Below are 22,310 nucleotides of genomic sequence, written 5' to 3'. Positions count from 1 at the left end.
ATTGCTTAACAATAATCATTTTCCCGGAACCATTTTAGTGCATTCTCTATTGCATTTTCTATAGGAGTATACTTCAGCATCAACTCTCTTTCAGATTTCTTTCCCAAATAATAATTGGATAAACACAGCATATAAGCGGAAGAATAGGTCAATTTTCGTGGAACCGGACTAAAAATCCCAGACAATGTACCCATTATTCCTCCTATTTTTAAAACAAATTCAGGTATTCTGATCAAGATTGGATCTTGGCCGGACACTTGGTTTAACAGATTAAAAAACTCTTTATAAGATAAATTCTCTCCGGCCATCAAATAGCAATCTCCAATTTTCCCGATCTCTAAAGCGCTTATAATTCCCGAACAGACATCTTTGATGTGTACAAAGTTTTTCCCTCCCGGAGGATAAAATACCAGGCGCTTATTGATACCATGCAGGATCAGTTTTCCGGAACTTGGTTTTGCATCATATTCCCCAACCATAAAAGTAGGATTGATGATGACCGCTGGTAATTTCGCCCGCTCCACCTGCTCCAGAACATATTGTTGCGCAATATACTTACTATTGATATACCCTGAATTTACGTAAAGCAAGGCAAAAGAGTTCAATTCAGTACCCGGCTTACTCTTGTTACCTGGGCCAATGGTGTTTGCTGTACTGATATGAATCAGTCTTTCCACCTGGTGTGCCAGACAAGCCTTAACCACATTTTTCGTTCCGGTTACATTGACCTGTTCGTATTCTTTAAAAGTAATGCCCCATTGCCCCGTTACAGAAGCAGTGTGCACTACAAAATCACAACCTTCCACAGCTTTCATCACTTCCTCTTCTTTACTGATATCCCCGTAAAAAATCTCAGATGGAATATCTGAAATCACGGACACATTTGCTGAAGGCCGGATCATCAGCTTTACTTCATATCCTTTTCTGAATAATTCTCTTGCGACATTAGATCCTAAAAATCCATTCGCTCCTGTAATTAAGACTTTTTTGTTTTTTTGCTGCATCTATTTAATTGCCATTTCTTTTTTTACTGCACCCGATACAATTCTAAGTTTTGTCTCCGTAGGAATCATACTCATCAAAAAATGGTTGATGCGATTCCAAAACCCCGGGATGATCACTCCCTTTCCTGCCAATGTTTGCCTGAGCGCAATTCTTACGATTTCCTTTGTCGTAAGCAAGCCCATTCTTCCTTTCATTCCCTGTTCTACGATTCGGGTAGAAACACCGGAATTGGTCATAATGGGGCCAGGATAAACCACACTCACTGAGACTCCTGTACCTTGTAACTCCTCCCTCAACCCCAATGAAAAGGAAGAGACGAAAGCTTTTGAAGCAGGATATACTGTTTTATAAGCTATCGGGGTAAAAGCAGCCATACTGGAGATGTTCAGAATATAACTTTTTTCATGTTTTAACAACTGGGGCAAGAGCGTTTGGGTAACCAGGACCGTTCCCCGGACATTGAGCTGAATAATCCGGTCAATAGATTCGATGGTACTTTCCATGATGGAAACTGTTCCTCCGATTCCTGCATTATTAATAAGGAAAGTGATGTCAAAATCAGACATCAGCTCATGGAGGGTTTTAACCAATAAAATGCTATCAGTTAAATCAAATTCGATGGCTTTAACATCTACCCCATATTCCATCATCAAATGGGCAGCAAGGGAAAAGGTATTGCTTCCGGGAAGTGCGATCATAATGACATTCATTCCCATTGCTGCACATTGGATAGAAAACTCCCTCCCCAATCCTGAACTTGCGCCGGTAATCAGCGTATATCCCGTGTGATCCATGTCCTGATTTTAGATGCGAACAAATAATCCGGCAACTGCAGGAACGAGATATCGGGTTACTGCTTCGAACCTCAGCTCTTCTGCCGGTTCTTTTTGCTCCGTTTCATAACATCTGAAATCCTGAATAAACCTTTTGATTCCCGAAGACTCCAGCGTTTTATTAACGCGTTCTCTAATCAGTTCCATTTGTTGCTGATGGTTACCTGAGATCGCTCTTTTGCTCAGGTTTTCCAGTAGATAAATGTTCACTTCGTCCAGGTCATTTATAATCAGGAAAGAAGATAGCGCCCTTAACAGGCTAGTCAATAAGAGCAATTCCATTGTGGAACTCTCGAAGCTATGGTAATAGACTTCGGCTTTACCATAGACGCTGTTTTTCTGTGGATTGCCAGCTAACCAGGCACCTTCTGTTTTTTGAGAAAAATGCGTAAACAACAGAAACAGATCAGAATCTTCCAGTTCATAACCGGCAACCAATGACGTTACTTTGTATAATGTTTTTTGTAATTCTGCTAAGTCCAGGGCATCACCCATGATCAGCACATTTGTTTTGTTTTCAAAATTACCTGTTAACATAAGTCTTTGTTTAATAGGGTCTAACTATAATACAAAGCTGTATATCTGTGAGGTAAGAAAAGACAAATAACTGATGAAGCGTAGATATTTCATGATGAGCTGTAAAATTTCATGGTTCAACTCAAAGACCATCACAGATCTTCATTTCATTACTTTATCCAAAAAGCACCTTCCTCAATAGAAAACGGCCAACGATTTCATAACAATTACTTAACACCAAAAACTCTTTAAATCAACGACTTATATGGTTATTTGAGCATCAATCAAATAACCGCATATCTGCAAGATGATCAACATTATGCCTGTACTCTTAAATCTTACACTCCCATTTTTAGGTGCCATTGACTTAAGCACACCACTCCTTCTCGTCTTTATCGTCTGTATACTGGCTGTGATCGGTTTTGAATTTGTAAATGGCTTTCATGATACCGCAAATGCAGTAGCCACAGTGATCTACACCAAAGCCTTAAAACCAGTGATTGCTATTCCATGGTCCGGATTCTGGAATTTCTTAGGCGTATTCAGTGGTGGCATTGCTGTAGCTATGGGTATATTAAAACTCGTTCCGCTGGATAGCTTAATGACGCTTCCTGTAACTGTCGGGGCTTGCCTTGTATTATCTGTTTTACTCGCTTCCATCGCCTGGAACCTGGGTACCTGGTATCTGGGGATCCCCTGCTCCAGCTCCCATACATTGATTGGGGCAATGATTGGTGCGGGATTGGCTTTTACCTGGTATTATGGCGGTGCGGGAGTGAATTGGGGCAAAGCTGAAGAAATCGGCTTGTCACTGATCCTCTCTCCTGTTGTTGGTTTTGGCTTTGCGATGCTGCTCATGTATTTTTTCAAACATATCCTTAAATACAATGCATTATTCCATATTCCACAGGGTGAGGACGACCGCCCTCCAATCGTCATCAGGATCCTGCTGATCATCACCTGTACCCTGGTTAGTTTTTTTCACGGAAGTAATGACGGTCAGAAAGGCGTAGGTCTGTTTATGTTGATTTTAATCGCTTTCGTACCTGCTAAGTTTGCAGTTAACCATTCGATTTCAAATGAGAAAGTGCTGCAGGAATTAAATCAGACCGAGCAGGTTTTGAAAAAAGCATCAGGAACAACTGCAACTCAAACAGCAACCTTCCATAAATTAATTGACGACATCGAAAATACGAAACGTCATCTTGCACTGAAAAACGAGCAAGACAAAGAAAAGACTTACCGCTTCCGTAAAGAAGTAGAAAATGTGGTTCATTCTATAAAGAACATCACTGCAGACAAATCCATTCCGCTATCTGCAGAAGACCAGCATGTATTGTCTGAATCTGCAATAGGTTTAAAAAAGCTGACTGATTTCGCTCCAATTTGGGTGATTGCCATTATATCTGTCTCCCTTGGTCTTGGAACCATGATTGGCTGGAAAAGAATTGTGGTTACAATCGGAGAAAAGATCGGTAATGAGCATTTAAATTACGCACAGGGAGTTACTTCAGAAATTGTTGCCGCCTCGACTATTGGACTAAGTACGGGGCTCGGACTTCCGGTGAGTACCACACATGTATTGTCCAGTGGAATTGCCGGGGCCATGGTAGCCTCAGGAGGTAAAGGCAACCTGAACAGCAATACCCTAAAAAACATTGGCCTCGCCTGGATCCTCACCCTTCCGGTATCAATCGCATTATCTCTTTTATTATTCATGTTTTTCCATCTGTTTGTTTAATAGTATTGGATTATATTTAATGACCTCTTAACCTGAAAAAAATGAAACAAATACTTGTTGCCACAGATTTTTCAAATAGTGCAAGCAACGCAATGGCCTATGCCATGACCCTGGCCAGGATCCTGCAGATGGAGATCGTTGCCATACATGCCATCCATCCTACTGAGGGTATCAATAACAGTACCTACAATGCCATTTTCATCGAAGATTATTACCAAAATAAGAGGGATGCTTTAAAAGAATGGACTGCTGCTTTCAGTAAGGAAAAAGGCAATACCGGAGTAAAGGTCAGTAGTATTTGTGATGTAGGCTTTTTAAAAACAGTGATTGGAAAACATGTGAAAAATAACCCTGTTGAATTACTCGTGATGGGAATTACAGGTTCAACGGGAATCAGTGGTATTGTTGGCAGCAATGCCAGCATGATTGTCACCAAGTTAAAAATCCCAACGTTGATCATTCCGCTTGAGAGCATCTTTCCTACAGAACCATTGATTACCCTTGCCACGGATTATGAAACCCGCTTATCATCAAAAGATGTAAATGCACTTAATGAGATGATCAGGGGATTCAATTCCAAAAGGATACAGGTTGTTTATGTGGCAGAAAAATCCGACCAGGCGCATATCAAAACAGGAGAACGCAGAATCAGAAAATTAATTGACCCAGGTACAGACCTGAATTTTAATTATATCAGTGACAGTAGCGCAAGCCATGGAATTATGGAGTTCATTACAGAGAGCCACACGGATATCCTTTGTCTCGTCAAACATCACCATAACATCTTATATCGCCTGTTTACCCGGAGCACCGTTAACCAGGTGATGAACAAGTCCGTTAAAGCGATTCTTGTACTACATGAGTAACCGGATACTTTCCGGTTACTCGACCAACCTGATGATCAACATCTTTTCTTCAGCAGTAACCGTTACATAATGTGCCGGAGTAAAGCCTAAGTCATTAAGCCATTTGCCACAAAGCTTAATCTCTGAAACCGTTTTTTGGCTCAGACGGTTCTGCCGGATCTGAGGTTGAATTTTTAAGCTCCTGGTCTGTTGTTTTTCAGCGCTGTTTTCTTTTCGTTCCATAATTATTTTCTATATAAATCAAGACACAGGCTAATATAAGAAAATAATAAACATTAAATTAACTATTAAATAAATAATTACCTCAAAAGAACACGAACACTTCGGATTAGCCCTCAGAACACCCGTAGTACCATGCCACAATTGAACACCTTAAAAAGGGCGATAGCCGTTCCATAAAGGATCAGCTAAAATAATCTATAAATCAAGTAGATTATTTTCATTTCTTATCATAGATCAATGATTTGACAGCGGCAATTCACTCAATTTGCATCAAATATTAAAATAATTAAACGTCTGCACCTGTTTTAACGGATGAAGGCCATACCCAACTCAAAAAAACAAAAGATTATGAAAAAGTTATTCTTATTGGCTGCAGTTCTAAGCACTGCCCTTTTCGCCTTCAAAGCTGTCGCACCTGCAACCTGGGACGCGGACACCTCACATTCAAAATTAGGATTTGTAGTTACCCACTTACTGATCACTGATGTAGAAGGATCGTTCAAAAACTTCCAGTCAACGGTTATTGCTTCAAAACCAGATTTCTCTGATGCCGTAGTAGAATTAACTGCAGATGTAAATTCGGTAAATACAGGTGATGATAAAAGAGATGAGCATTTAAAAGGTGCCGATTTTTTTGATGTGGAGAAATATCCCAAATTGACATTCAAAAGTACTTCAGTGAAAAAAGTTTCTGCTAACAAATTCAAAGTAAACGGAAACTTAAGCTTTCATGGTGTGACTAAAGCAGTCACTTTAGATGCGACATTAAGAGGTGTAACTACCAACCCAATGTCTAAAAAACCAACTGCAGGTTTCAAAGTAACCGGAACAATTAAAAGAGCCGATTTCAAACTTGGAACTAAATATCCAAATGCCATGTTAAGTGACGAAGTAACCTTAAATGCCAATACTGAATTTGTGAAAAAGTAATTTCTGTTTCTGAGCTACTCAGAAAGAAACAAAAAGGAGGAGTCTGAAGATGTCCTCCTTTTTTATTTAACGCAGTTTTTTCAATTCCTCCGGAACTAACTTTCGGGCAATTTTTCTGAAAAGTACTCATCCAGACTCCATTTATATCCGGACATTGTGCTAAGTAAAAGGGAAGCTCCACTTACTGCAAATACAGAGTAATTCAACGGAGCTTTCAAGCCTAAGGACATGGCCATACATAATCCAAAGCTCAATGTAAGCAAGAAACTTCCGAAAGCAGCTACACGCGTTTTCAGACCAATAATCAACATTAGCCCAAAAAGAACCTCAGCAATTGTAGCTATTCCCCCCATGACATTAGCCATAGGCCGCTCTAAAAATGGCATTAAAGTATTCGTATAGTCTACAAAATTATCCCAGTTGCCCCATCCGACATTCTTACTGCCCGCCGGCCCCAACCAGCCAATTCGATCTAGTACAGGAACAATAAAGCCAATACCAAGGGCTAATCTTAAGTAGAACTGCGGAAATTTATGATTTATCTTCATCGTTGTTATTTTTTGAATCTTCTTTGGATGATGATATAAAGGTAACCTGAGAAAGCTATAGAAAAACTTAATCTGGGTTAAGAAAATATGTTCATGGAAATCATGCAATCCATGATACCTCATCACCACATTTACCCTATAAATTAAAAAAAAGATAAAAAAAGCTTAAATCAACAAATAATTAATAATTAAACACTTTTATTACCTGAAATTATTTTATTTACCGTTATTATACGTACATTGTTATGAACTAATATTAAAAAATTATGAAAACAAAATCAAACAATTTACTTACCAGAAGTCAGATGAAAAACATTACAGGTGGTCAGCTAATTCAGAAATTATGTGACGAGTGTGGTCTTCGTGCTAACTGGTGTGCATTTAATCCCTGTGTTCATTTACCGGAGTATGATCCAATATTACAACCAGTTCCTAAACCTGGATCCGGCTCTCTTAAGCCTTAATTTCCTCTAAATCCCGCTCTCATTTGAACCAATGAGAACATAGGATTGCAATGAATATTTTCATATTTAAAAGGGATTAAAGACTCAATCTCTTTTAAATATGAAAATTGCCTGCCGAATCTATTTTTTAGATATTTTCGATAAAGGTGATATAATTCCCGGCACTTTCTTCTATTCTTTCTATAGTGGCATTATGCTCTGCTCCATAAAATGCAAATAGTGATTTATAATCTGCTTTTACATAATCAAATGTAACTTCAAATGGAGCTGTAAGCTGTTTCAGCGTATATTTATACCTTCCTGATGGGCGATAATCCTCTTCATTTATGCCGGCTGCAATACCCAAAGCAATTTTCTTTCCCCTTAGCTTATAGTCACTCCCCTTACCATATGCCCATCCATGGCTTAAGACTTCGTCTAACCATTTTTTGAAAAAAGGCGGACAATTAAACCAATAGAAAGGAAATTGAAAGATAATCTTCTCATGCATTTCCAATAGTCTTTGTTCTTTCTCCACATCTATTTTTTCATCCGGATACAAGCGATGTAATTCATGCACTACATACTTTTCGGGATCTTTCTTTAATTCTTCAACCCATCTTTTATTGATCACTGAATTTTCAAGATCAGAGTGAATGACAATCACCAATGTTTTCATCCTATAATTTTTATGAGTTATTTCTTTAGATTTGTTTGCACAAAGATGGAATCCCTGGACTTTCGGAACAATAAGGGGCTAATTAATCCCTTAGTGATAATTTTATCACCATTCATTAACAGATCCGTCTATTTACATTTATCCATCTAAACAGACAAAAGCTTATGTATCAGCGAAAAATTCCAATTGATTATGAATGTGGCCTCAGTGTGGCAATGGAAGTGGTCGGTTCAAAATGGAAATTTTGTATCCTTGATGAGGTTTCAAAAGGAATAAAACGTCCGAAAGACCTGGTCAATGCCATCAATGGAATTACCAAAAGGGTGTTGCAAAAACAATTGCGGGAACTGGAATTACATGGGTTATTAGAAAAAACAATCTATACCGAAGTTCCTTTACGGGTGGAATATCATCTGACAGCATCCGGAAGGTCACTTTTACCTTTGGTGTCGGCTGTTGACCAATGGGGAATGGGTTTTTCATCTCAGTTAAAGACGATATTAGAAACAGAAGAATAAAGAAAAAGCCGTGTAACATCAAAATTTCGATATTAACACGACTTTTGTACCCAAGAGGAGATTCGAACTCCCACACCGTTGCCGGCGCCAGCCCCTCAAGCTGGTGCGTCTACCAATTTCGCCACCTGGGTATTTGTTCTGCAAATATATATTTATTCACAGAATATACTCAACCCATCATAGGCTAATTTCACATTTTCCGGTAATTCTTTTTCTACCTCTTCATGTAATCCTAAATTATGACTGATATGAGTGAGATAAGTCATCTCTGCACCGATCTTCTGAGCAAAATCAACCGCTTCTTTTAATGTAAAATGAGAAATATGTTCTTCATGCTGTAAAGCGTTGACTACTAAAACCTTCGTCCCTTTAACTCTCTCAATTGTTTCCTCAGAGATTGTTTTTGCATCTGTGATATAAGTAAAATCATGGATCCTAAAACCCAGTATCGGTAACTTATAATGCATGATATTTAATGGAATGATCTCCGTTTTACCGATTTGAAAAACTTCATCGGAAATCGTATGCATATCAATTTGTGGTAGCCCGGGATAATGCACTTCAGCAAAAATATAAGAAAATTCCTTCCTCAGCGCTTGCTGAACACGTTCAGTAGCATAGATGTCAATGTTCTTCTTCAGCAAATAGTTAAAGGGTCTGATGTCATCTAAACCCGCCACATGGTCCTTATGTTCATGGGTGTACAGGATGGCATCCAGGTCTTTTACATTGGCCCTCAACATCTGGTACCTGAAATCAGGACCGCTATCAATAACGATCGTCTTATCTCCCATTTCCAGCAATACTGAAACCCTTAAGCGCTTGTTTTTATGGTCTGTAGACTGGCAAACCACACAATTGCAGGTGATGACAGGAATGCCCTGGGAAGTACCTGTTCCTAAAAATGTAACTTTCAAAATAGATGAATTGAGACCATATTTTCAAAAATAACAAAAAAAGGGTTTAAACAAATTGCTTAAACCCTTTTTAAAATTTTAATCGTTATACGGCTACCTCAGGTCTACCACTTCTACTCCAGGGTACTTCTTTGTATCAAAAGAAAAGGTACTTTCCGGCACTTTAACGTTAGGAATCATCTTTTTCACATTGTAAGTGTATTTGTTTCCACTTTTATCGAAAATCACCACACTTCCAATTTGTTTTGCTGTTTTATCAATGCCCAACCGAATTTTAAAGTACGATTTGGTCACATCTATCGGAGCCAGATCAATCATTTGATAAACCTTTCCTCCTACTTTGGTATCACCTGTATAAGTATATTTAAAGCCTTTTTCATAAACCGTAAATATCTTGGCAGGATTTAATGCATCTCCGTTATTGTCGGCATTGGTTACCTGAACCTCTTTATCTTCTTTCAAATAAGTCCACTGACTTTTACCATCACTGATCAATTCCTGATTGGTCATGGTTACGTTGTACTTATTTGTTTTTGCTTTCACAATCAATGTTCCCTGCTGGGTTTCCTTAATTTTTGCTTGTGGATTGTCCAAAACAAAAGTAAACTCAGTTTTCACCACATCATATGAACGATACTTCTTACTTACATCGGCTAATATGGCTTTGGCCTTAGTATCTGTCTGTGCATAAGAAGCACCTGCAAAACCTGCTGCAACCAACAATGACAATATCATCTTTTTCATCTTTTCTCTAATTACGTGTTAATCGTTATTGAGATTATTCAAGAACTGTTCCAAAGCATAATCATCAGGGATCAGAACCTCCCTGGCCTTACTACCTTCAAACGGGCCTACTACTCCGGCAGCTTCCAGCTGATCAATGATTCTGCCAGCCCTATTGTAACCTAACTTCAACTTCCTCTGGATCAAAGAAGTAGAACCTTGCTGATGCATTACAATTAAGCGCGCAGCATCCTCAAACATGGCATCACGATCATGCGGATCAAAGTCCAGTTTAGCCGATTCAGCCGCTTCATCGATGTATTCAGGAAGCTGATAAGCCTCTGGATAGCCTCTTTGGTTACCAATAAATTCTGAAATACGATCCACCTCAGGTGTATCAACGAAAGCACACTGCAACCTGATCAGGTCATTTCCGGTCGACAACAACATATCTCCTCTACCAATCAGCTGATCTGCACCTCCACTGTCAAGGATCGTTCTGGAGTCAATCTTCGACAATACCCTAAAGGCCAGCCTGGCAGGGAAGTTTGCCTTAATTGTACCCGTGATGATGTTCACTGAAGGCCTTTGTGTAGCCAGCACCAGGTGAATTCCTACCGCACGTGCCAACTGAGCCAAACGGGCAATTGGTGTCTCTACCTCTTTACCTGCAGTCATCATTAAATCCGCAAACTCATCCACAATCAGTACAATGTATGGAAGGAACCTATGTGAATTGTTAGGGTTTAGTTTTCTTTTGATAAACTTCTCATTGTACTCTTTCAGGTTTCTTACCTGCGCATCTTTTAACAGATCATAACGCTGATCCATTTCAATACAAAGCGAGTTTAAGGTATTGATTACTTTCTTGGTATCTGTAATGATCGCATCCGCTTCTCCAGGAAGCTTGGCAAGGAAGTGACGTTCAATTTTATTGAACAGCGTAAGCTCCACTTTCTTAGGATCCACCAATACAAACTTCAATTGGGAAGGATGCTTTTTATACAACAGGGATACCAAAATTGAGTTGATCCCCACCGATTTACCTTGTCCTGTAGCCCCCGCCACCAATAAATGGGGCATTTTAGCCAAATCACCAATATAAACTTCATTGGAAATTGTTTTACCCATTGCAATTGGTAAATCCATAGTTGTAGTCTGGAATTTTTCCGTTGCCAGGATACTTCTCATAGAAACCATTTCCGGATGCAGGTTAGGCACCTCAATACCGATGGTTCCTTTTCCAGGCATTGGGGCAATGATCCTGATTCCCAATGCAGCTAAACTTAGTGCAATATCATCTTCAAGGTTCTTAATTTTTGAAATCCTTACCCCTGGTGCAGGAATGATCTCATATAGAGTCACTGTCGGACCAATAGTTGCCTTGATTTTATCAATCTCAATATTGTAGTGGTTTAAGGTTTCTACAATTTTATTCTTATTCGCTTCCAGCTCATCTGCATTAACAGAGATCTTGTTCGAACCATAATTCTCTAAAAGGTCCAGGTGCGGATATTTATAACTGGAAAGGTCCAGTGTAGGATCATAATTTCCGAATTGCTCTACCAGCTCCTCAGATTTCATTTCCTCTTCTGATTTCTCTATGGTCAGTTCCAGCTCAGGTACCTCTTCGGCGACAGGCGTAATTTCCATCGGAAGAGAAGTCACTACCGGTGGTACGACAGGTGGAACCGGAGGCACTACCGGTGGAGGCGTATTCATCACGTTTAACGGATGGGTTGGTGTTGTAAACTCAGGAACAATTTCTTTTTCCAGTTCGCGTTCCTCACGTTCTTCAAACCTTGAAGGAGTAAGCACCACATTTTGTTCTTTCTTTTTCTCCCTTGCCAAACGGTCGTTTAACGTAAACTCAACCGGCTCAGAACGAACTTCATTTTCGATTTCTATATCTTCAGGAACATCAGGAATGATGGCTTCTTCCCTTTTCCTTTGTGGTATTTTAAAGTCGATGTTATAGGCAATGATGAGAATAGATAGTCCCAGAAAAACGATCAGTCCTGCCACTCCGGCCTTACCGATCTGTGCAGTCAGTAATTTATTGGTCCAGTAACCAAATTCGCCTTCCAGAAAATGTGGGGCATCACTGAGAAAGGAATGCGCAAAACCCAGGGTCAGAGAGATAAATAGTAAAAAGAACAGGCTATAGCCTAATGTTTTCTCTATGGAGAATATTCTCACCTTAAACAGCAGGCGGTAACCGATCACAAAGAATACAAAAATGAATAAGAAAGATGCCAGACCGAACCATTCATAAATAAACTGGTGCGACAATAATGCACCTATTTTACCCAGCCAGTTGGACACAACCGGAGTGATATTTACCTGCTGAAGTTCTTCATAAGTTTTAAAAAGATTGCCCCATCCACCGTTTGCATCAATCACATAACTATGGTCTTCCTGCCAGGTAAAAAGGTAGGAAGTAAATGCAATCAGAAAATACAGCGACATGATGACAAATACCAACCCTATGATCTTAAACAGTCTGCCATTCTGAAAATCAAGACGCGGCATGATGTTAAATCTCTCCTTGACTGGTCTGGTGGTTGTTGACTTTGAACCAGGCTTATCTCCTGACTCGTTTTTAAATGAATTTGACCTGAATTGATTTCCCCTTACCGACATTTTTCGTTACTAATATTATAATCAACAAATATAAAACATATAGTTGTATGTACTAAGTTATTATAAATACATTTAAACGCATGCTTATTAAATAAAATATATTCCTGCCCTAATCCCATGCTCTGATAAAAATAAAGCATCCTGATTAAACCATTTAACACCATTGCAGTCATACAGATAGCGTTTAAGTTTTAATTAGTTATAAATTTTGTTTTAAGGGATTCCCCTCTGCTATTTTTTAGTTGAGGGGATTTTTTTTACGTCAATATCATTTTAAATTTGTTAATTTATTTCTGTATTTTAAGACATCTAAACTTAACAATGGACATCTCTCAGCTTGAAACATTAATAGAAACGGACAAAAAACAAGAGATTTCTGATCTGCTGACCAGACATCCGGAACTGACGACGAAAGAAACCAGTCATGGGGTATCGCCTCTTTTATTGGCTTGTTATTACAAAAAACCGGTCATTGCAGGATTAATTGCAGGCTTTTCAAAGAGCATCACTCTATTTGAAGCCTGTGCTTTAGGAAAATTCCAGGAAACAGCCCGCCTGATTGAGGAGGATCCTCAAACGATCAACTCTTTCTCCAGAGATGGCTTTACTCCTCTTGGTTTAGCGGCTTACTTTGGACATGAGGAAATTACCAGGCTATTGATCTCCAAAGGCGCTTCCGTAAATACTGCAGCAAACAATGGCTTCAATGTCTTTCCTATTCATTCGGCCGTGGCAGCTAAAAGTTATAACATTACCAAAATGCTTTTAGAAGCCGGTGCTGAAGTAAATGTAAAACAGCAGGCAGGATTTACGGCATTACATGCCGCTGCACAAACCGGAAATATTGAACTCATCATCCTATTGCTCGAATATTCCGCAGACTTAAACGTAAGAATGGAGGGTGGAAAGCTACCTGCAGACCTTGCAGAAGAAAAGGGTTTCCCTGAAATTGCAGCTATTCTTAAGATTTAATGACCATAACCAACCTAATCAGCATCCCATATCCTCAATCTGATCTTTTTGATGTAATGTCTGACATCCAGCACCAATGCTGCAAGGATATAAAATATGATAGGAAAGCCCACCGCCAAAAACGAAGAGTATATAAAGAACAACCTTATTTTGCTGATCGACATATCCAGTCGTTCAGCAAGATAGGTACATACCCCAAAACTCTGCTTTTCAAAAAATGTAATGATTCGTTGGAACATGTTATTTGTTTAATATCTTAATTCCGATACCACAATTTAAGCATTTTTTTTGAGCACAATAGTATTTATTTAATTGAAGTACCGCCTGCGAAAAAAAAGCACTTTCAACGATAAGCCCTGAGGACTTATACCAGCCGATAATCGTATTGTTTTCTGGGGGAATAAGTTCTAAAAATTTTATTGCCCGGCTAATCAGTTGAGGCTGATCCGCATATTTACCATAGGAAAACAAAAACAGGCAAATGGCATTAATGATCAGGTGATGAACCGAGCTGATCCCCAATTGTAATTTCACCTCTTTTGTCTCTTTTTGAAAATGATAATGTTTTATCCAATAAGGATTAACCGGAAGTTCAGCCAGGAGCTTAATCAGATCTGACAGCTCTTCTATCTCCAGAATTTTAGAGAATAAACGATCGGACTTCAACACCAGTGCGCTAAACTGTGCCAATCGCAGTGTGGGAAAATTCTGAGGCCTCATCCTCAAAAACCGCCATGCCCCTACTCCTATTGGCTTCAAGCCATATTTCTTTTTCAGGAAAGCATATTCCTTTTTTAGTTTTCTGGGATACTCATCTTTGAAAGATCCCGATAAAAATCCTGCCTGGCCGAATACCAGTGCCTCTACCTGCAAAGGATGATCAAGATGCTTTCTAAGCACCTGTAAGGGTAACGCACTTGCCAGAAGTTCAAAGGGGATTTCGTTCACCTTGAATCCAAAGCTCTTGGCCATAAAGCAATAAAAAGCACTTTCCCAATCACCGGTCAGTCTGGATAATTTATCTAAAACCAATGCGGATTTTTGTTCTAAACGCTCCACCATCATCCTCGATAAAAATCCATTGACAACCACTGCTTCTATTTCACCGATCTGTTTTTCGCAGGGAAATTTGTGAATGGAATTAACGAGCTGATGATAATGATCCAACAGGTGTTCCGGATAAAGATTTTTCAGGACCAGTACCGGAATCTGACTCCCATCCTTTCGGTAAATAGGCTGATCATGCTCATGGACCACATGTAAAATCACCGCATCATATGCCGGATCCTGCTGATGTCCATGTACCAACCAATCTGAGGATTTGAGGTGAATCTCCACATCACCAATCCAATAAGTACCACCGATGGAGAGCTTAGCCTGGTTAAAGTCAGGGCCGGCATCTGTATTAGAAATTCCCGGGTTCAATATCCGCAGTTGTTCCCCGGCTACACAAAACAGGTCCAGGGTCTTATACAACCGGAATTTCCAGATAAAATGCAGAAAATGCTCAGAGAAGTTCATCAGGACTAATTTAACTCAAAAGAATTAAATTATCACAATAAGCATCATGATTTTTGTTTTTTATAGTTTGTGATCACTACACCAAGGATAATCAGCACCGTTGCAATCAGGATATCAATGGTGATGATTTCATCGAGAATCAGCCAGCCCAGGAATAAGGCGATTACCGTGTTAAAATAGGTTAAGATGGAAACTTCTGTTGCTGTAACCCTTTTTAAGGCATAGTGGTAACAGAAAAAAGTAAATACAGAACCAAAAACGGCCAGATAAGTCACTGCCAGCAAACTGCGTCCTGTCCAGTTTTCTACTGCGATCTGATCGGAAAACACAAACGCAAGGACAAACTGAACAACAGCAGAGAAAACAAACTGGTAAAACAAATCCAGAAAGATATGATCAGATTTATGGTTGTTCTTTTTTACATAGACCGTACCGATGGTCCAGCCACTAATGGCAAAACAAAGGAACATGATGCCCGTTTTATAATTCGGATCCAGCAATTCACTAATGCCCTCCCTGAAAATGAAAGCTACACCCATAAAACCTATGATCACGCCCAAAAACCCTTTCCAGGAAGGTTTTTGTAATCCTACAAGCACACAGGCGATAAATACAACCAGTGGATTTAAGGCATTGAGTAATGAGGTTAGTCCACTGGGAATGGTCTGTTCGGCAACGGTAGTCATTCCATTCGCCATCACAATCATTAGTGTTGACAAAATCATTTGCCTTCTGAAATAAGACCAGCCTTTCCAAACCAGTTCTTTTTTTCTAAGCAGAATGACCAATAGAATCAAGGAGGCAATCGTTTGCCGCATTGCAGCGACAAACCAGGGTGGAATGGTTTCCACTGCCACCCTGATCCCGAGATAAGTTGTACCCCAAACAATGGCAACGACCAATAAAGCACCAATGAGCTTTAAATCCGTCTTTTGGGTCATATTAATTTCGCAGATGTCAGAATCTGCTCCATCTCCTGTTGTAATTTCAATGCTTCAGCTCTGGCGCGTTCCGCAAAATCTTCTCCATTACTTGCGTAAATGATTCCTCTTGCTGAATTTACCAATAGGCCACATTCTTTATTCAATCCGTATTCACAAACATCAGCAAGACTTCCTCCCTGAGCACCAACTCCCGGTACCAATAGAAAGTTATCCGGAGCCAGTCTTCTGATGTTTTCAAACTCAGCTCCGCGGGTTGCACCCACCACATACATGAGTTGCTCACTATCTGCCCACTGAGAAGAAATACGGATCACCTCTTCATAAAGTTTTCCTTCAGGAGTCTGGTGCAGCTGGAAATCGCTATGGCCTGCATTAGAAGTCAAGGCCAGCAGGATCACCCATTTATCTTTATGATTAAGGAAAGGACCAACAGAATCTTTTCCCATATATGGCGCTACGGTAATGGCATCAAAACTCATCTCAGACTTTGCTTCATTGAAAAAAGCATCAGCATACATGGCAGAAGTATTTCCAATATCCCCTCTTTTTGCATCAGCAATGGTAAAGATATCTTTAGGAATATATTGCCAGGTTTTGATCAGCGTTTCCCATCCTTTCAATCCCATAGATTCAAAGAAAGCAGTGTTGGGTTTATAAGCAACACACAGATCTTTAGTCGCATCTATGATCTGTTTATTGAATTCCAAAACCGGATTTTCATATTTTAAGAGGTGTTTAGGGATATTCTCCAGTACGGGGTCTAAGCCAACACACAAAAAAGATTTTTTTAATTGAATCTGCTCAAATAGCTGTTTTTTATTCATCTATGGGTAATTTTGTGTGCAAATATGCCAATTTTCGGATGGATTTCCGGCCTCTTATAAAACTTTTAAATGTAATTTTTATAAACATTTTTAAGTTTTCCTTGGAGATTAATTTACAAATACATACAATTGTAGCGTAATTCCCTAAAGTTTATCTGACCATTCCAGAAAATCCCAATAAAATTTTGTTCCATACCATCTTTTATAAACGCATTTTTTGCTCTGTTCATTGGATAAATACTTTTTTTTAAAAAATTCTCTACACCTACATAATGTTTAATAAAACAGAATTAAATGAAAAACTCACTGCCGAATTGCGTGAGATTGCTAAAACTCAAGGTATCCTAAATGCTGATGAGTTGCGTAAAGCTGAACTGGTTGAAATTATCGCTCAAATCACAGAACAGCAACAAGCTGTTGAACCGGTTGATGCTGAAGCACCTGCAAAAGCAACAAAAACGAAAGCTGTAAAAGAAAGCGCTCCTGAAAAAACGACTCGAAAAAGGATCAGAATAACGCCTAAAGAGGAAGAAGAAAGCAAGAACAACAACTTTAACAGGGCGTCTTTATTTGACGATGCACCTATTCCTGCAGAAGCGGTTAAAGAAGAGAAGAAAGTACCGGCAACGGCTAAAGCACTTGCTGAACACTTCGCTCCGGCTCCGGAAGTCATTTCTGAAGTTAAAGAAGAAGCCGTTGCAGTTCCTGCTCCGGAAATCAAGAAACACCGTCCGGTAAGAGAGGACAACAGGGCTCCGAAAACCCCGAATAACAACAATACCGGAAACAGTAACGGAAATCAGAAACAAAACGAAAACAGCTATTCAAACCTGGATTTCGACAATACCATCACCAACGAAGGGGTATTGGAAATTATGCCTGATGGTTATGGTTTCTTAAGATCTGCGGATTACAATTACCTGTCTTCGCCAGATGATATTTATGTGTCTCAGTCACAAATTAAATTATTCGGTCTAAAAACCGGTGATACCGTAAAAGGAAGCATCCGTCCACCAAAAGAAGGTGAGAAATACTTTCCATTGGTAAGGGTAGAAACCATCAACGGACGTTTACCTGCTGATGTAAGGGACCGTGTTCCTTTTGACTACCTGACTCCATTATTCCCTACAGAAAGGTTAAACCTTTTCACAGAAAGCAATAACTACTCCACCAGGATCATCGACTTATTTACCCCAATAGGTAAAGGACAACGTGGTCTGATCGTCGCTCAGCCTAAAACCGGTAAAACCAATTTACTGAAAGAAGTAGCCAATGCGATTGCAAAAAACCACCCCGAAGTTTACCTGATCATCCTGTTGATCGATGAGCGTCCGGAAGAGGTAACTGATATGGCAAGAAGTGTAAGGGCAGAAGTAATTGCTTCCACCTTTGATGAGCCTGCAGAAAGACACGTAAAAATTGCAAACATTGTCCTTGAAAAAGCTAAACGTCTGGTAGAATGTGGCCATGATGTGGTGATTCTTTTAGATTCGATCACAAGATTAGCCAGAGCTTACAATACCACCGCTCCTGCTTCAGGAAAAATCTTATCAGGTGGTGTTGATGCAAATGCATTACACAAACCTAAGCGTTTCTTCGGTGCTGCACGTAACATCGAAAGAGGTGGTTCATTAACGATTCTTGCCACCGCATTAACAGATACTGGTTCTAAAATGGATGAGGTCATCTTTGAAGAATTTAAAGGTACCGGTAACATGGAGCTTCAGCTGGATCGTAAGTTATCTAACAAACGTATCTTCCCTGCCATTGACATCACCGCTTCAAGTACACGTAGAGATGATTTACTGCACGACAGAGACACCTTACAACGTGTTTGGATCCTACGTAACCACCTTGCTGACATGAATGCACAGGAAGCGATGGAATTCGTACAACAACAGATCAGAAATACGAAGACAAACGAAGAGTTCTTAATTTCCATGAATAGCTAATTGTTCAGAAAAGCTTTAAATGATAATTAAACAGATCCCCAATGCCATTACTTCCGCGAACCTGTTCACCGGATGTATTGGTATTGTTTTCGCTTTTAATCAGGACTTAAGATCTGCCGCGCTGTGCATTCTTATTTCCCTGATCATCGACTTTTTTGATGGTTTTGCTGCCCGGCTGCTAAATGTAAGCGGCCCGATGGGTAAAGAACTGGATTCCCTTGCAGACATGGTGAGCTTTGGTGTATTGCCATCGGTCATCCTGTTTCATATGGCACCCAAAGCTTTTTTTGGCTATACCGACTTCCCTGTTCTTTCCTATCTGGCGTTTTTTATAGCCGTATTTTCGGCCTACCGACTGGCAAAGTTCAACCTGGATACAAGGCAAACTGATAAATTTATTGGCGTTCCTACACCAGCAATTTCCGCAGTAATCGCCTCAGTACCCTTCATTTTCGAAAGTGATACATTTTATTTTGACAGCTCAACGACTACGGTCTTGCTATACCTGGCTTTTATTCCCCTGGCATGCTACCTGTTGATCAGTGAGATTCAACTAATTGCCCTGAAATTCAAGAAGTTTGGTTTTGCTGAAAATAAGTTCAGGTATATTTTAATGATCTCTTCGGTTTTGCTGCTGCTGATCTTCAAATTTGTAGGAATCCCGCTTATTCTGGTACTCTATATCATATTATCAATCATAGAACAAAAAACGGCTAAAATTTAAAGCCGTTTTTCCAGTTCAGCTTTAGCCTCATCAAGTTGTCTGTACAAGACCTGTACAAATTCATTGATCTCGTTAAATGCTTTTGGCAATTCTTCCACATTGTTCAGCTCCCGGGCATTGCGCTCCATCATCTGCATGTGGTCTTTGGCATCATTACGACCTACGTAAGCAAACGTAGGTTTTATTTTATGCGCACAGCTCGATGCACGGGCCCAATCCTTATCTGTAATGGCTTTCTCCAGATCCGCTACATAGGCAGGTGTCTGAGCCTTAAACAAATCCAGCATTTCTATAATAAACTCGGCACTATCTCCAGACATGTCCCTCAGGTACGAAAGATCCAGAGGCTCGTTATTTTTAATTGGGTCGATCATTGAACAAAATTAATAATTAAATTTTTGTTACAGTTAAATTATCATCTAAGATACCTAATATTTCTGATACCGTCTTCCCGAAAACAGGATGAATTACTGTCCCTGCAATTTCCGCTAATGGTGCCAGAACAAACTTTCTGTATTGCATCTGAGGATGAGGCACCTGCAGTTCAGAACCCAGGTCAATCACCATATCTCCAAAAAGAATCAGGTCAATATCAATTAACCGGGAACCCCATTTTTCTTTTCGGATCCGTCCGAGTTCCTCCTCAATTTTCAATATTTCCCGCAAAACTTCCAAAGGCGATAAAAGCGTCTCTACCCCAACAGCTAAATTTAGAAACGAGGGCTGGTCTTCTTTTCCCCAGGCCGCAGTTTCATAAACTGAAGACTGTGCAAACACCATACCTACCCTATTCCCGATTTGCGCAATTGCATCTGTCAGAAGCTTTTCCCGATCCCCTAAATTACTTCCCAGTAACAAATAAACATTTTTACTATCCAACTGCATATAAAAGCCTCAGGCATTTTTTTACCTATATTTACAAATTAAATATTTAACCGTCAAATGAAAGAATTTTTTAAGTATGTTTTTGCAACTGTCGTAGGAGTCATATTGTCTATATGCTTGTTTATGGTGCTGATGATTGCCATTGTGGTGGGTATCGTTTCTTCGATTGGCGATGATAAAAGCGTTGCTGTGGACAACAATACGGTACTCTATCTCAACCTGGACCAGGCCGTAACCGAACGCACCTTTAGTGATCCCCTGTCCGATCTTCCTATTATAGGAGACGAAGGACAAAAAAGTATTGGATTTACAGATGTCATCAAAGCCCTGAAAGAAGCGAAAACAGACGACAACATAAAATGTATTTACCTGAACGTAAGCTCTCCCTCTGCCGGATTTGCAAATATGAAAGAGATCAGAGATGCGCTTCTTGACTTTAAAACCAGCAAAAAGAAAATTATCGCCTACAGTGAAGTATATACGCAGGGCGCCTATTATTTAGCTTCCGCAGCGGATAAAGTATATTTAAATCCCGAAGGAGCACTCGAGTTTAAAGGTTTGAGCTCGCAACTGGTTTTCTTTAAAGGAGCCCTTGACAAACTTGGAATAGAAGCCCAGATCATCAGGGTGGGTACTTACAAAAGTGCAGTAGAGCCATTTATCTCAGATAAGATGAGTGATAAAAACCGCGAACAGGTGACTGCTTACCTGAATGGATTATACGCGACTTTCTTAACTGACATTTCCAAAAGCAGGAATATCAATAAAGACAGCCTTTTCCAGATCGCTGACCATTATAAAATCCAGCAACCAAAAGATGCGGAAAAATATAAAATGGTGGATGGGTTAAAATATAAAGACGAGATTCTTGACGAACTAAAATCCCTTAGTGGAATAGAGAAAAAAAACAACCTTTCTACCATTACCATTAATGATTATGCCAAAAATGTAATCATGTCCGGAAAAGGGAATACCAACAAAACCAAAATTGCCGTGATCTATGCCAATGGTGATATCATGGGCGGAGAAGGCAGCAATGACCAGATTGGCTCAGAAAGAATTTCCAGAGCGATCAGGAAAGCCAGAACTGATTCAAACATCAAAGCCATTGTGTTAAGGGTTAACTCACCAGGAGGCAGTGCATTGGCCTCAGACGTGATCTGGAGAGAAGTGGTCTTGACGAAAAAAGTAAAACCGGTAATTGCTTCATTTGGTAATGTAGCGGCCTCCGGAGGTTATTATATTGCCTGTGGTGCCGACTCGATCTTTGTTCAGCCCAATACCATTACGGGGTCAATTGGTGTTTTTGGGATGATTCCAAACTTCCAGAAGCTGATGAATAAAGAACTTGGGATTACTTTCGATGGTGTAAAAACCGGACAGTATGCAGACATCATGAGCGTTAACCGCCCAATGACCCCAGGAGAAAGACTGATCGTACAGAATGGTGTAAACCGCACATACGATGCTTTTATCAGTCGTGTAGCCGATGGACGTAAGAAAAGTAAAAGTTATATAGACAGCATCGCTGGCGGACGTGTATGGGTGGGAACTGATGCCGTAAGAATCGGACTTGCAGATAGAACAGGTAGTTTCAACGATGCCATTTTAGCTGCAGCTAAAAAAGCGAAAGTACAAGAATACAGAGTTGTGGAATACCCGGAAATGATCGACCCGATCAAAGCGTTACTGGAAAACTCTACCGATAAAATCAAAACCCATTATGCAAAACAGGAACTGGGTTCCAATTACCTGATTTATCAGCAGATCAAATCTGCCATTGCCAAATCAGGCATACAGGCGAGAATGCCATTTGACATTACGGTACAGTAATTTTACCACCATAAAAAAGGTGCCTGAAAGATTTTCCCTATGGCAGGGATAATTTTTCAGGCACCTTTTTC

23 protein-coding genes and 1 tRNA gene are annotated in these 22,310 nt (G+C 39.8%); 8 read left to right on the top strand and 16 right to left on the bottom strand.

Annotated features, from left to right (window positions below; translation table 11 throughout):
- Nucleotides 1–5 precede the first annotated feature (5 nt).
- The 3 genes from BUC20_RS11550 to BUC20_RS11540 are packed head-to-tail and all read right to left on the bottom strand — an operon-like array spanning nucleotide 6 to nucleotide 2,375.
- Nucleotides 6–1,004 carry an NAD-dependent epimerase/dehydratase family protein gene (locus BUC20_RS11550; RefSeq protein ID WP_073230983.1) on the bottom strand — a complete coding sequence of 333 codons (999 nt, stop codon included), beginning with the start codon at nucleotides 1,002–1,004 and terminating at the stop codon, nucleotides 6–8.
- Nucleotides 1,005–1,799, bottom strand: coding sequence for an SDR family NAD(P)-dependent oxidoreductase (locus tag BUC20_RS11545; RefSeq protein ID WP_073230981.1), 795 nt, complete (start codon nucleotides 1,797–1,799; stop codon nucleotides 1,005–1,007).
- Nucleotides 1,800–1,808: 9 nt separating this feature from the next.
- Nucleotides 1,809–2,375: a hypothetical protein gene (locus BUC20_RS11540; protein ID WP_073230979.1), complete on the bottom strand. Its 567-nt coding sequence runs from the start codon at nucleotides 2,373–2,375 to the stop codon at nucleotides 1,809–1,811.
- Nucleotides 2,376–2,673: 298 nt separating this feature from the next.
- Here BUC20_RS11540 and BUC20_RS11535 point away from each other — a divergent pair, with 298 nt between their 5' ends.
- Entirely contained in the window at nucleotides 2,674–4,095 is a 1,422-nt protein-coding gene (locus BUC20_RS11535; RefSeq protein ID WP_073231789.1) for an inorganic phosphate transporter, read from the top strand.
- Nucleotides 4,096–4,136: 41 nt separating this feature from the next.
- On the top strand, nucleotides 4,137–4,961 hold the full coding sequence (locus tag BUC20_RS11530) for a universal stress protein (RefSeq protein ID WP_073230977.1): 825 nt from the start codon (nucleotides 4,137–4,139) through the stop codon (nucleotides 4,959–4,961).
- Between the two features lie 15 nt (nucleotides 4,962–4,976).
- Here the strand turns inward: BUC20_RS11530 and BUC20_RS11525 are convergent, their stop codons facing one another.
- On the bottom strand, nucleotides 4,977–5,183 hold the full coding sequence (locus tag BUC20_RS11525; protein ID WP_073230975.1) for a SymE family type I addiction module toxin: 207 nt from the start codon (nucleotides 5,181–5,183) through the stop codon (nucleotides 4,977–4,979).
- A gap of 348 nt (nucleotides 5,184–5,531) precedes the next feature.
- On the opposite strand from BUC20_RS11525, the gene BUC20_RS11520 reads away from it, so the two are divergent.
- The gene (locus BUC20_RS11520; protein ID WP_073231788.1) at nucleotides 5,532–6,113 is read left to right on the top strand and encodes a YceI family protein; all 582 of its coding nucleotides are present in this window, start codon (nucleotides 5,532–5,534) and stop codon (nucleotides 6,111–6,113) included.
- 95 nt (nucleotides 6,114–6,208) lie between these two features.
- On the opposite strand, the gene BUC20_RS11515 is transcribed toward BUC20_RS11520, so the two are convergent.
- Nucleotides 6,209–6,661, bottom strand: coding sequence for a DoxX family protein (locus BUC20_RS11515; protein WP_073231787.1), 453 nt, complete (start codon nucleotides 6,659–6,661; stop codon nucleotides 6,209–6,211).
- 591 nt (nucleotides 6,662–7,252) lie between these two features.
- On the bottom strand, nucleotides 7,253–7,783 hold the full coding sequence (locus BUC20_RS11510) for an NAD(P)H-dependent oxidoreductase (RefSeq protein WP_073230973.1): 531 nt from the start codon (nucleotides 7,781–7,783) through the stop codon (nucleotides 7,253–7,255).
- 164 nt (nucleotides 7,784–7,947) lie between these two features.
- Between BUC20_RS11510 and BUC20_RS11505 the strand changes: the two genes are divergently transcribed.
- The gene (locus BUC20_RS11505; RefSeq protein WP_073230971.1) at nucleotides 7,948–8,301 is read left to right on the top strand and encodes a winged helix-turn-helix transcriptional regulator; all 354 of its coding nucleotides are present in this window, start codon (nucleotides 7,948–7,950) and stop codon (nucleotides 8,299–8,301) included.
- A 47-nt stretch (nucleotides 8,302–8,348) separates the two neighbouring features.
- Here the strand turns inward: BUC20_RS11505 and BUC20_RS11500 are convergent.
- From BUC20_RS11500 to BUC20_RS11485, 4 genes are all read right to left on the bottom strand, one after another.
- Nucleotides 8,349–8,432: transfer RNA gene (locus tag BUC20_RS11500), tRNA-Leu, on the bottom strand.
- 21 nt (nucleotides 8,433–8,453) lie between these two features.
- Nucleotides 8,454–9,218, bottom strand: coding sequence for an MBL fold metallo-hydrolase (locus BUC20_RS11495; protein ID WP_073230969.1), 765 nt, complete (start codon nucleotides 9,216–9,218; stop codon nucleotides 8,454–8,456).
- 93 nt (nucleotides 9,219–9,311) lie between these two features.
- A complete protein-coding gene (locus BUC20_RS11490; RefSeq protein ID WP_073230967.1) occupies nucleotides 9,312–9,962 on the bottom strand; it encodes an outer membrane lipoprotein periplasmic chaperone LolA1 in 651 nt (216 codons plus the stop codon).
- 18 nt (nucleotides 9,963–9,980) lie between these two features.
- Nucleotides 9,981–12,584 carry an FtsK/SpoIIIE family DNA translocase gene (locus BUC20_RS11485; protein ID WP_073230965.1) on the bottom strand — a complete coding sequence of 868 codons (2,604 nt, stop codon included), beginning with the start codon at nucleotides 12,582–12,584 and terminating at the stop codon, nucleotides 9,981–9,983.
- Between the two features lie 321 nt (nucleotides 12,585–12,905).
- On the opposite strand from BUC20_RS11485, the gene BUC20_RS11480 reads away from it, so the two are divergent.
- Nucleotides 12,906–13,556 (top strand): ankyrin repeat domain-containing protein, encoded by a 651-nt coding sequence (locus BUC20_RS11480; protein WP_073230963.1) that lies wholly within the window; start codon nucleotides 12,906–12,908, stop codon nucleotides 13,554–13,556.
- 14 nt (nucleotides 13,557–13,570) lie between these two features.
- Here BUC20_RS11480 and BUC20_RS11475 read toward each other — a convergent pair whose 3' ends face one another.
- Genes BUC20_RS11475 through pyrF form a run of 4 tightly spaced genes read right to left on the bottom strand, consistent with a single transcriptional unit; the run spans nucleotide 13,571 to nucleotide 16,845 of the window.
- Nucleotides 13,571–13,795: a PspC domain-containing protein gene (locus BUC20_RS11475; RefSeq protein WP_073230962.1), complete on the bottom strand. Its 225-nt coding sequence runs from the start codon at nucleotides 13,793–13,795 to the stop codon at nucleotides 13,571–13,573.
- Nucleotide 13,796: 1 nt separating this feature from the next.
- Nucleotides 13,797–15,077, bottom strand: coding sequence for a DUF2851 family protein (locus BUC20_RS11470; protein ID WP_073230960.1), 1,281 nt, complete (start codon nucleotides 15,075–15,077; stop codon nucleotides 13,797–13,799).
- 44 nt (nucleotides 15,078–15,121) lie between these two features.
- Nucleotides 15,122–16,018 carry a DMT family transporter gene (locus BUC20_RS11465; RefSeq protein WP_073230959.1) on the bottom strand — a complete coding sequence of 299 codons (897 nt, stop codon included), beginning with the start codon at nucleotides 16,016–16,018 and terminating at the stop codon, nucleotides 15,122–15,124.
- Nucleotides 16,015–16,845 (bottom strand): orotidine-5'-phosphate decarboxylase, encoded by an 831-nt coding sequence (gene pyrF, locus BUC20_RS11460; protein ID WP_073230957.1) that lies wholly within the window; start codon nucleotides 16,843–16,845, stop codon nucleotides 16,015–16,017. Before pyrF ends, BUC20_RS11465 begins: the two co-directional genes overlap by 4 nt.
- 272 nt (nucleotides 16,846–17,117) lie before the next feature.
- Here pyrF and rho point away from each other — a divergent pair, with 272 nt between their 5' ends.
- Together rho and pssA are read left to right on the top strand one after the other, a co-directional pair.
- Nucleotides 17,118–18,797: a transcription termination factor Rho gene (gene rho / locus BUC20_RS11455; protein ID WP_073230956.1), complete on the top strand. Its 1,680-nt coding sequence runs from the start codon at nucleotides 17,118–17,120 to the stop codon at nucleotides 18,795–18,797.
- A 19-nt stretch (nucleotides 18,798–18,816) separates the two neighbouring features.
- Nucleotides 18,817–19,521 carry a CDP-diacylglycerol--serine O-phosphatidyltransferase gene (gene pssA, locus BUC20_RS11450; protein WP_073230954.1) on the top strand — a complete coding sequence of 235 codons (705 nt, stop codon included), beginning with the start codon at nucleotides 18,817–18,819 and terminating at the stop codon, nucleotides 19,519–19,521.
- On the opposite strand, the gene BUC20_RS11445 is transcribed toward pssA, so the two are convergent.
- The gene (locus BUC20_RS11445) at nucleotides 19,518–19,895 is read right to left on the bottom strand and encodes an Hpt domain-containing protein (protein WP_073230952.1); all 378 of its coding nucleotides are present in this window, start codon (nucleotides 19,893–19,895) and stop codon (nucleotides 19,518–19,520) included. The genes pssA and BUC20_RS11445 overlap by 4 nt on opposite strands.
- Before the next feature lie 16 nt (nucleotides 19,896–19,911).
- Nucleotides 19,912–20,406: a 2-amino-4-hydroxy-6-hydroxymethyldihydropteridine diphosphokinase gene (folK, locus tag BUC20_RS11440; protein ID WP_073230951.1), complete on the bottom strand. Its 495-nt coding sequence runs from the start codon at nucleotides 20,404–20,406 to the stop codon at nucleotides 19,912–19,914.
- Between the two features lie 57 nt (nucleotides 20,407–20,463).
- Here folK and sppA point away from each other — a divergent pair, with 57 nt between their 5' ends.
- The gene (sppA, locus tag BUC20_RS11435) at nucleotides 20,464–22,239 is read left to right on the top strand and encodes a signal peptide peptidase SppA (RefSeq protein WP_073230949.1); all 1,776 of its coding nucleotides are present in this window, start codon (nucleotides 20,464–20,466) and stop codon (nucleotides 22,237–22,239) included.
- Nucleotides 22,240–22,310: the final 71 nt, after the last annotated feature.

The organism is Pedobacter caeni (genome assembly GCF_900129215.1).
Classification (GTDB): Bacteria; Bacteroidota; Bacteroidia; order Sphingobacteriales; family Sphingobacteriaceae; genus Pedobacter; species Pedobacter caeni.
The sequence above is the reverse complement of the archived record's forward strand: the minus strand, read 5'-3'. Positions and strand labels throughout refer to the sequence as shown.

Bases quoted from the DNA above. Each gene is read 5' to 3' on its own strand.
- BUC20_RS11550 (WP_073230983.1), bottom strand. From the start codon at position 1,004: ATGCAGCAAAAAAACAAAAAAGTCTTAATTACAGGAGCGAATGGATTT.
- BUC20_RS11545 (WP_073230981.1), bottom strand. From the start codon at position 1,799: ATGGATCACACGGGATATACGCTGATTACCGGCGCAAGTTCAGGATTG.
- BUC20_RS11540 (WP_073230979.1), bottom strand. From the start codon at position 2,375: ATGTTAACAGGTAATTTTGAAAACAAAACAAATGTGCTGATCATGGGT.
- BUC20_RS11535 (WP_073231789.1), top strand. From the start codon at position 2,674: ATGCCTGTACTCTTAAATCTTACACTCCCATTTTTAGGTGCCATTGAC.
- BUC20_RS11530 (WP_073230977.1), top strand. From the start codon at position 4,137: ATGAAACAAATACTTGTTGCCACAGATTTTTCAAATAGTGCAAGCAAC.
- BUC20_RS11525 (WP_073230975.1), bottom strand. From the start codon at position 5,183: ATGGAACGAAAAGAAAACAGCGCTGAAAAACAACAGACCAGGAGCTTA.
- BUC20_RS11520 (WP_073231788.1), top strand. From the start codon at position 5,532: ATGAAAAAGTTATTCTTATTGGCTGCAGTTCTAAGCACTGCCCTTTTC.
- BUC20_RS11515 (WP_073231787.1), bottom strand. From the start codon at position 6,661: ATGAAGATAAATCATAAATTTCCGCAGTTCTACTTAAGATTAGCCCTT.
- BUC20_RS11510 (WP_073230973.1), bottom strand. From the start codon at position 7,783: ATGAAAACATTGGTGATTGTCATTCACTCTGATCTTGAAAATTCAGTG.
- BUC20_RS11505 (WP_073230971.1), top strand. From the start codon at position 7,948: ATGTATCAGCGAAAAATTCCAATTGATTATGAATGTGGCCTCAGTGTG.
- BUC20_RS11490 (WP_073230967.1), bottom strand. From the start codon at position 9,962: ATGAAAAAGATGATATTGTCATTGTTGGTTGCAGCAGGTTTTGCAGGT.
- BUC20_RS11485 (WP_073230965.1), bottom strand. From the start codon at position 12,584: ATGTCGGTAAGGGGAAATCAATTCAGGTCAAATTCATTTAAAAACGAG.
- BUC20_RS11480 (WP_073230963.1), top strand. From the start codon at position 12,906: ATGGACATCTCTCAGCTTGAAACATTAATAGAAACGGACAAAAAACAA.
- BUC20_RS11475 (WP_073230962.1), bottom strand. From the start codon at position 13,795: ATGTTCCAACGAATCATTACATTTTTTGAAAAGCAGAGTTTTGGGGTA.
- BUC20_RS11470 (WP_073230960.1), bottom strand. From the start codon at position 15,077: ATGAACTTCTCTGAGCATTTTCTGCATTTTATCTGGAAATTCCGGTTG.
- BUC20_RS11465 (WP_073230959.1), bottom strand. From the start codon at position 16,018: ATGACCCAAAAGACGGATTTAAAGCTCATTGGTGCTTTATTGGTCGTT.
- pyrF (WP_073230957.1), bottom strand. From the start codon at position 16,845: ATGAATAAAAAACAGCTATTTGAGCAGATTCAATTAAAAAAATCTTTT.
- rho (WP_073230956.1), top strand. From the start codon at position 17,118: ATGTTTAATAAAACAGAATTAAATGAAAAACTCACTGCCGAATTGCGT.
- pssA (WP_073230954.1), top strand. From the start codon at position 18,817: ATGATAATTAAACAGATCCCCAATGCCATTACTTCCGCGAACCTGTTC.
- BUC20_RS11445 (WP_073230952.1), bottom strand. From the start codon at position 19,895: ATGATCGACCCAATTAAAAATAACGAGCCTCTGGATCTTTCGTACCTG.
- folK (WP_073230951.1), bottom strand. From the start codon at position 20,406: ATGCAGTTGGATAGTAAAAATGTTTATTTGTTACTGGGAAGTAATTTA.
- sppA (WP_073230949.1), top strand. From the start codon at position 20,464: ATGAAAGAATTTTTTAAGTATGTTTTTGCAACTGTCGTAGGAGTCATA.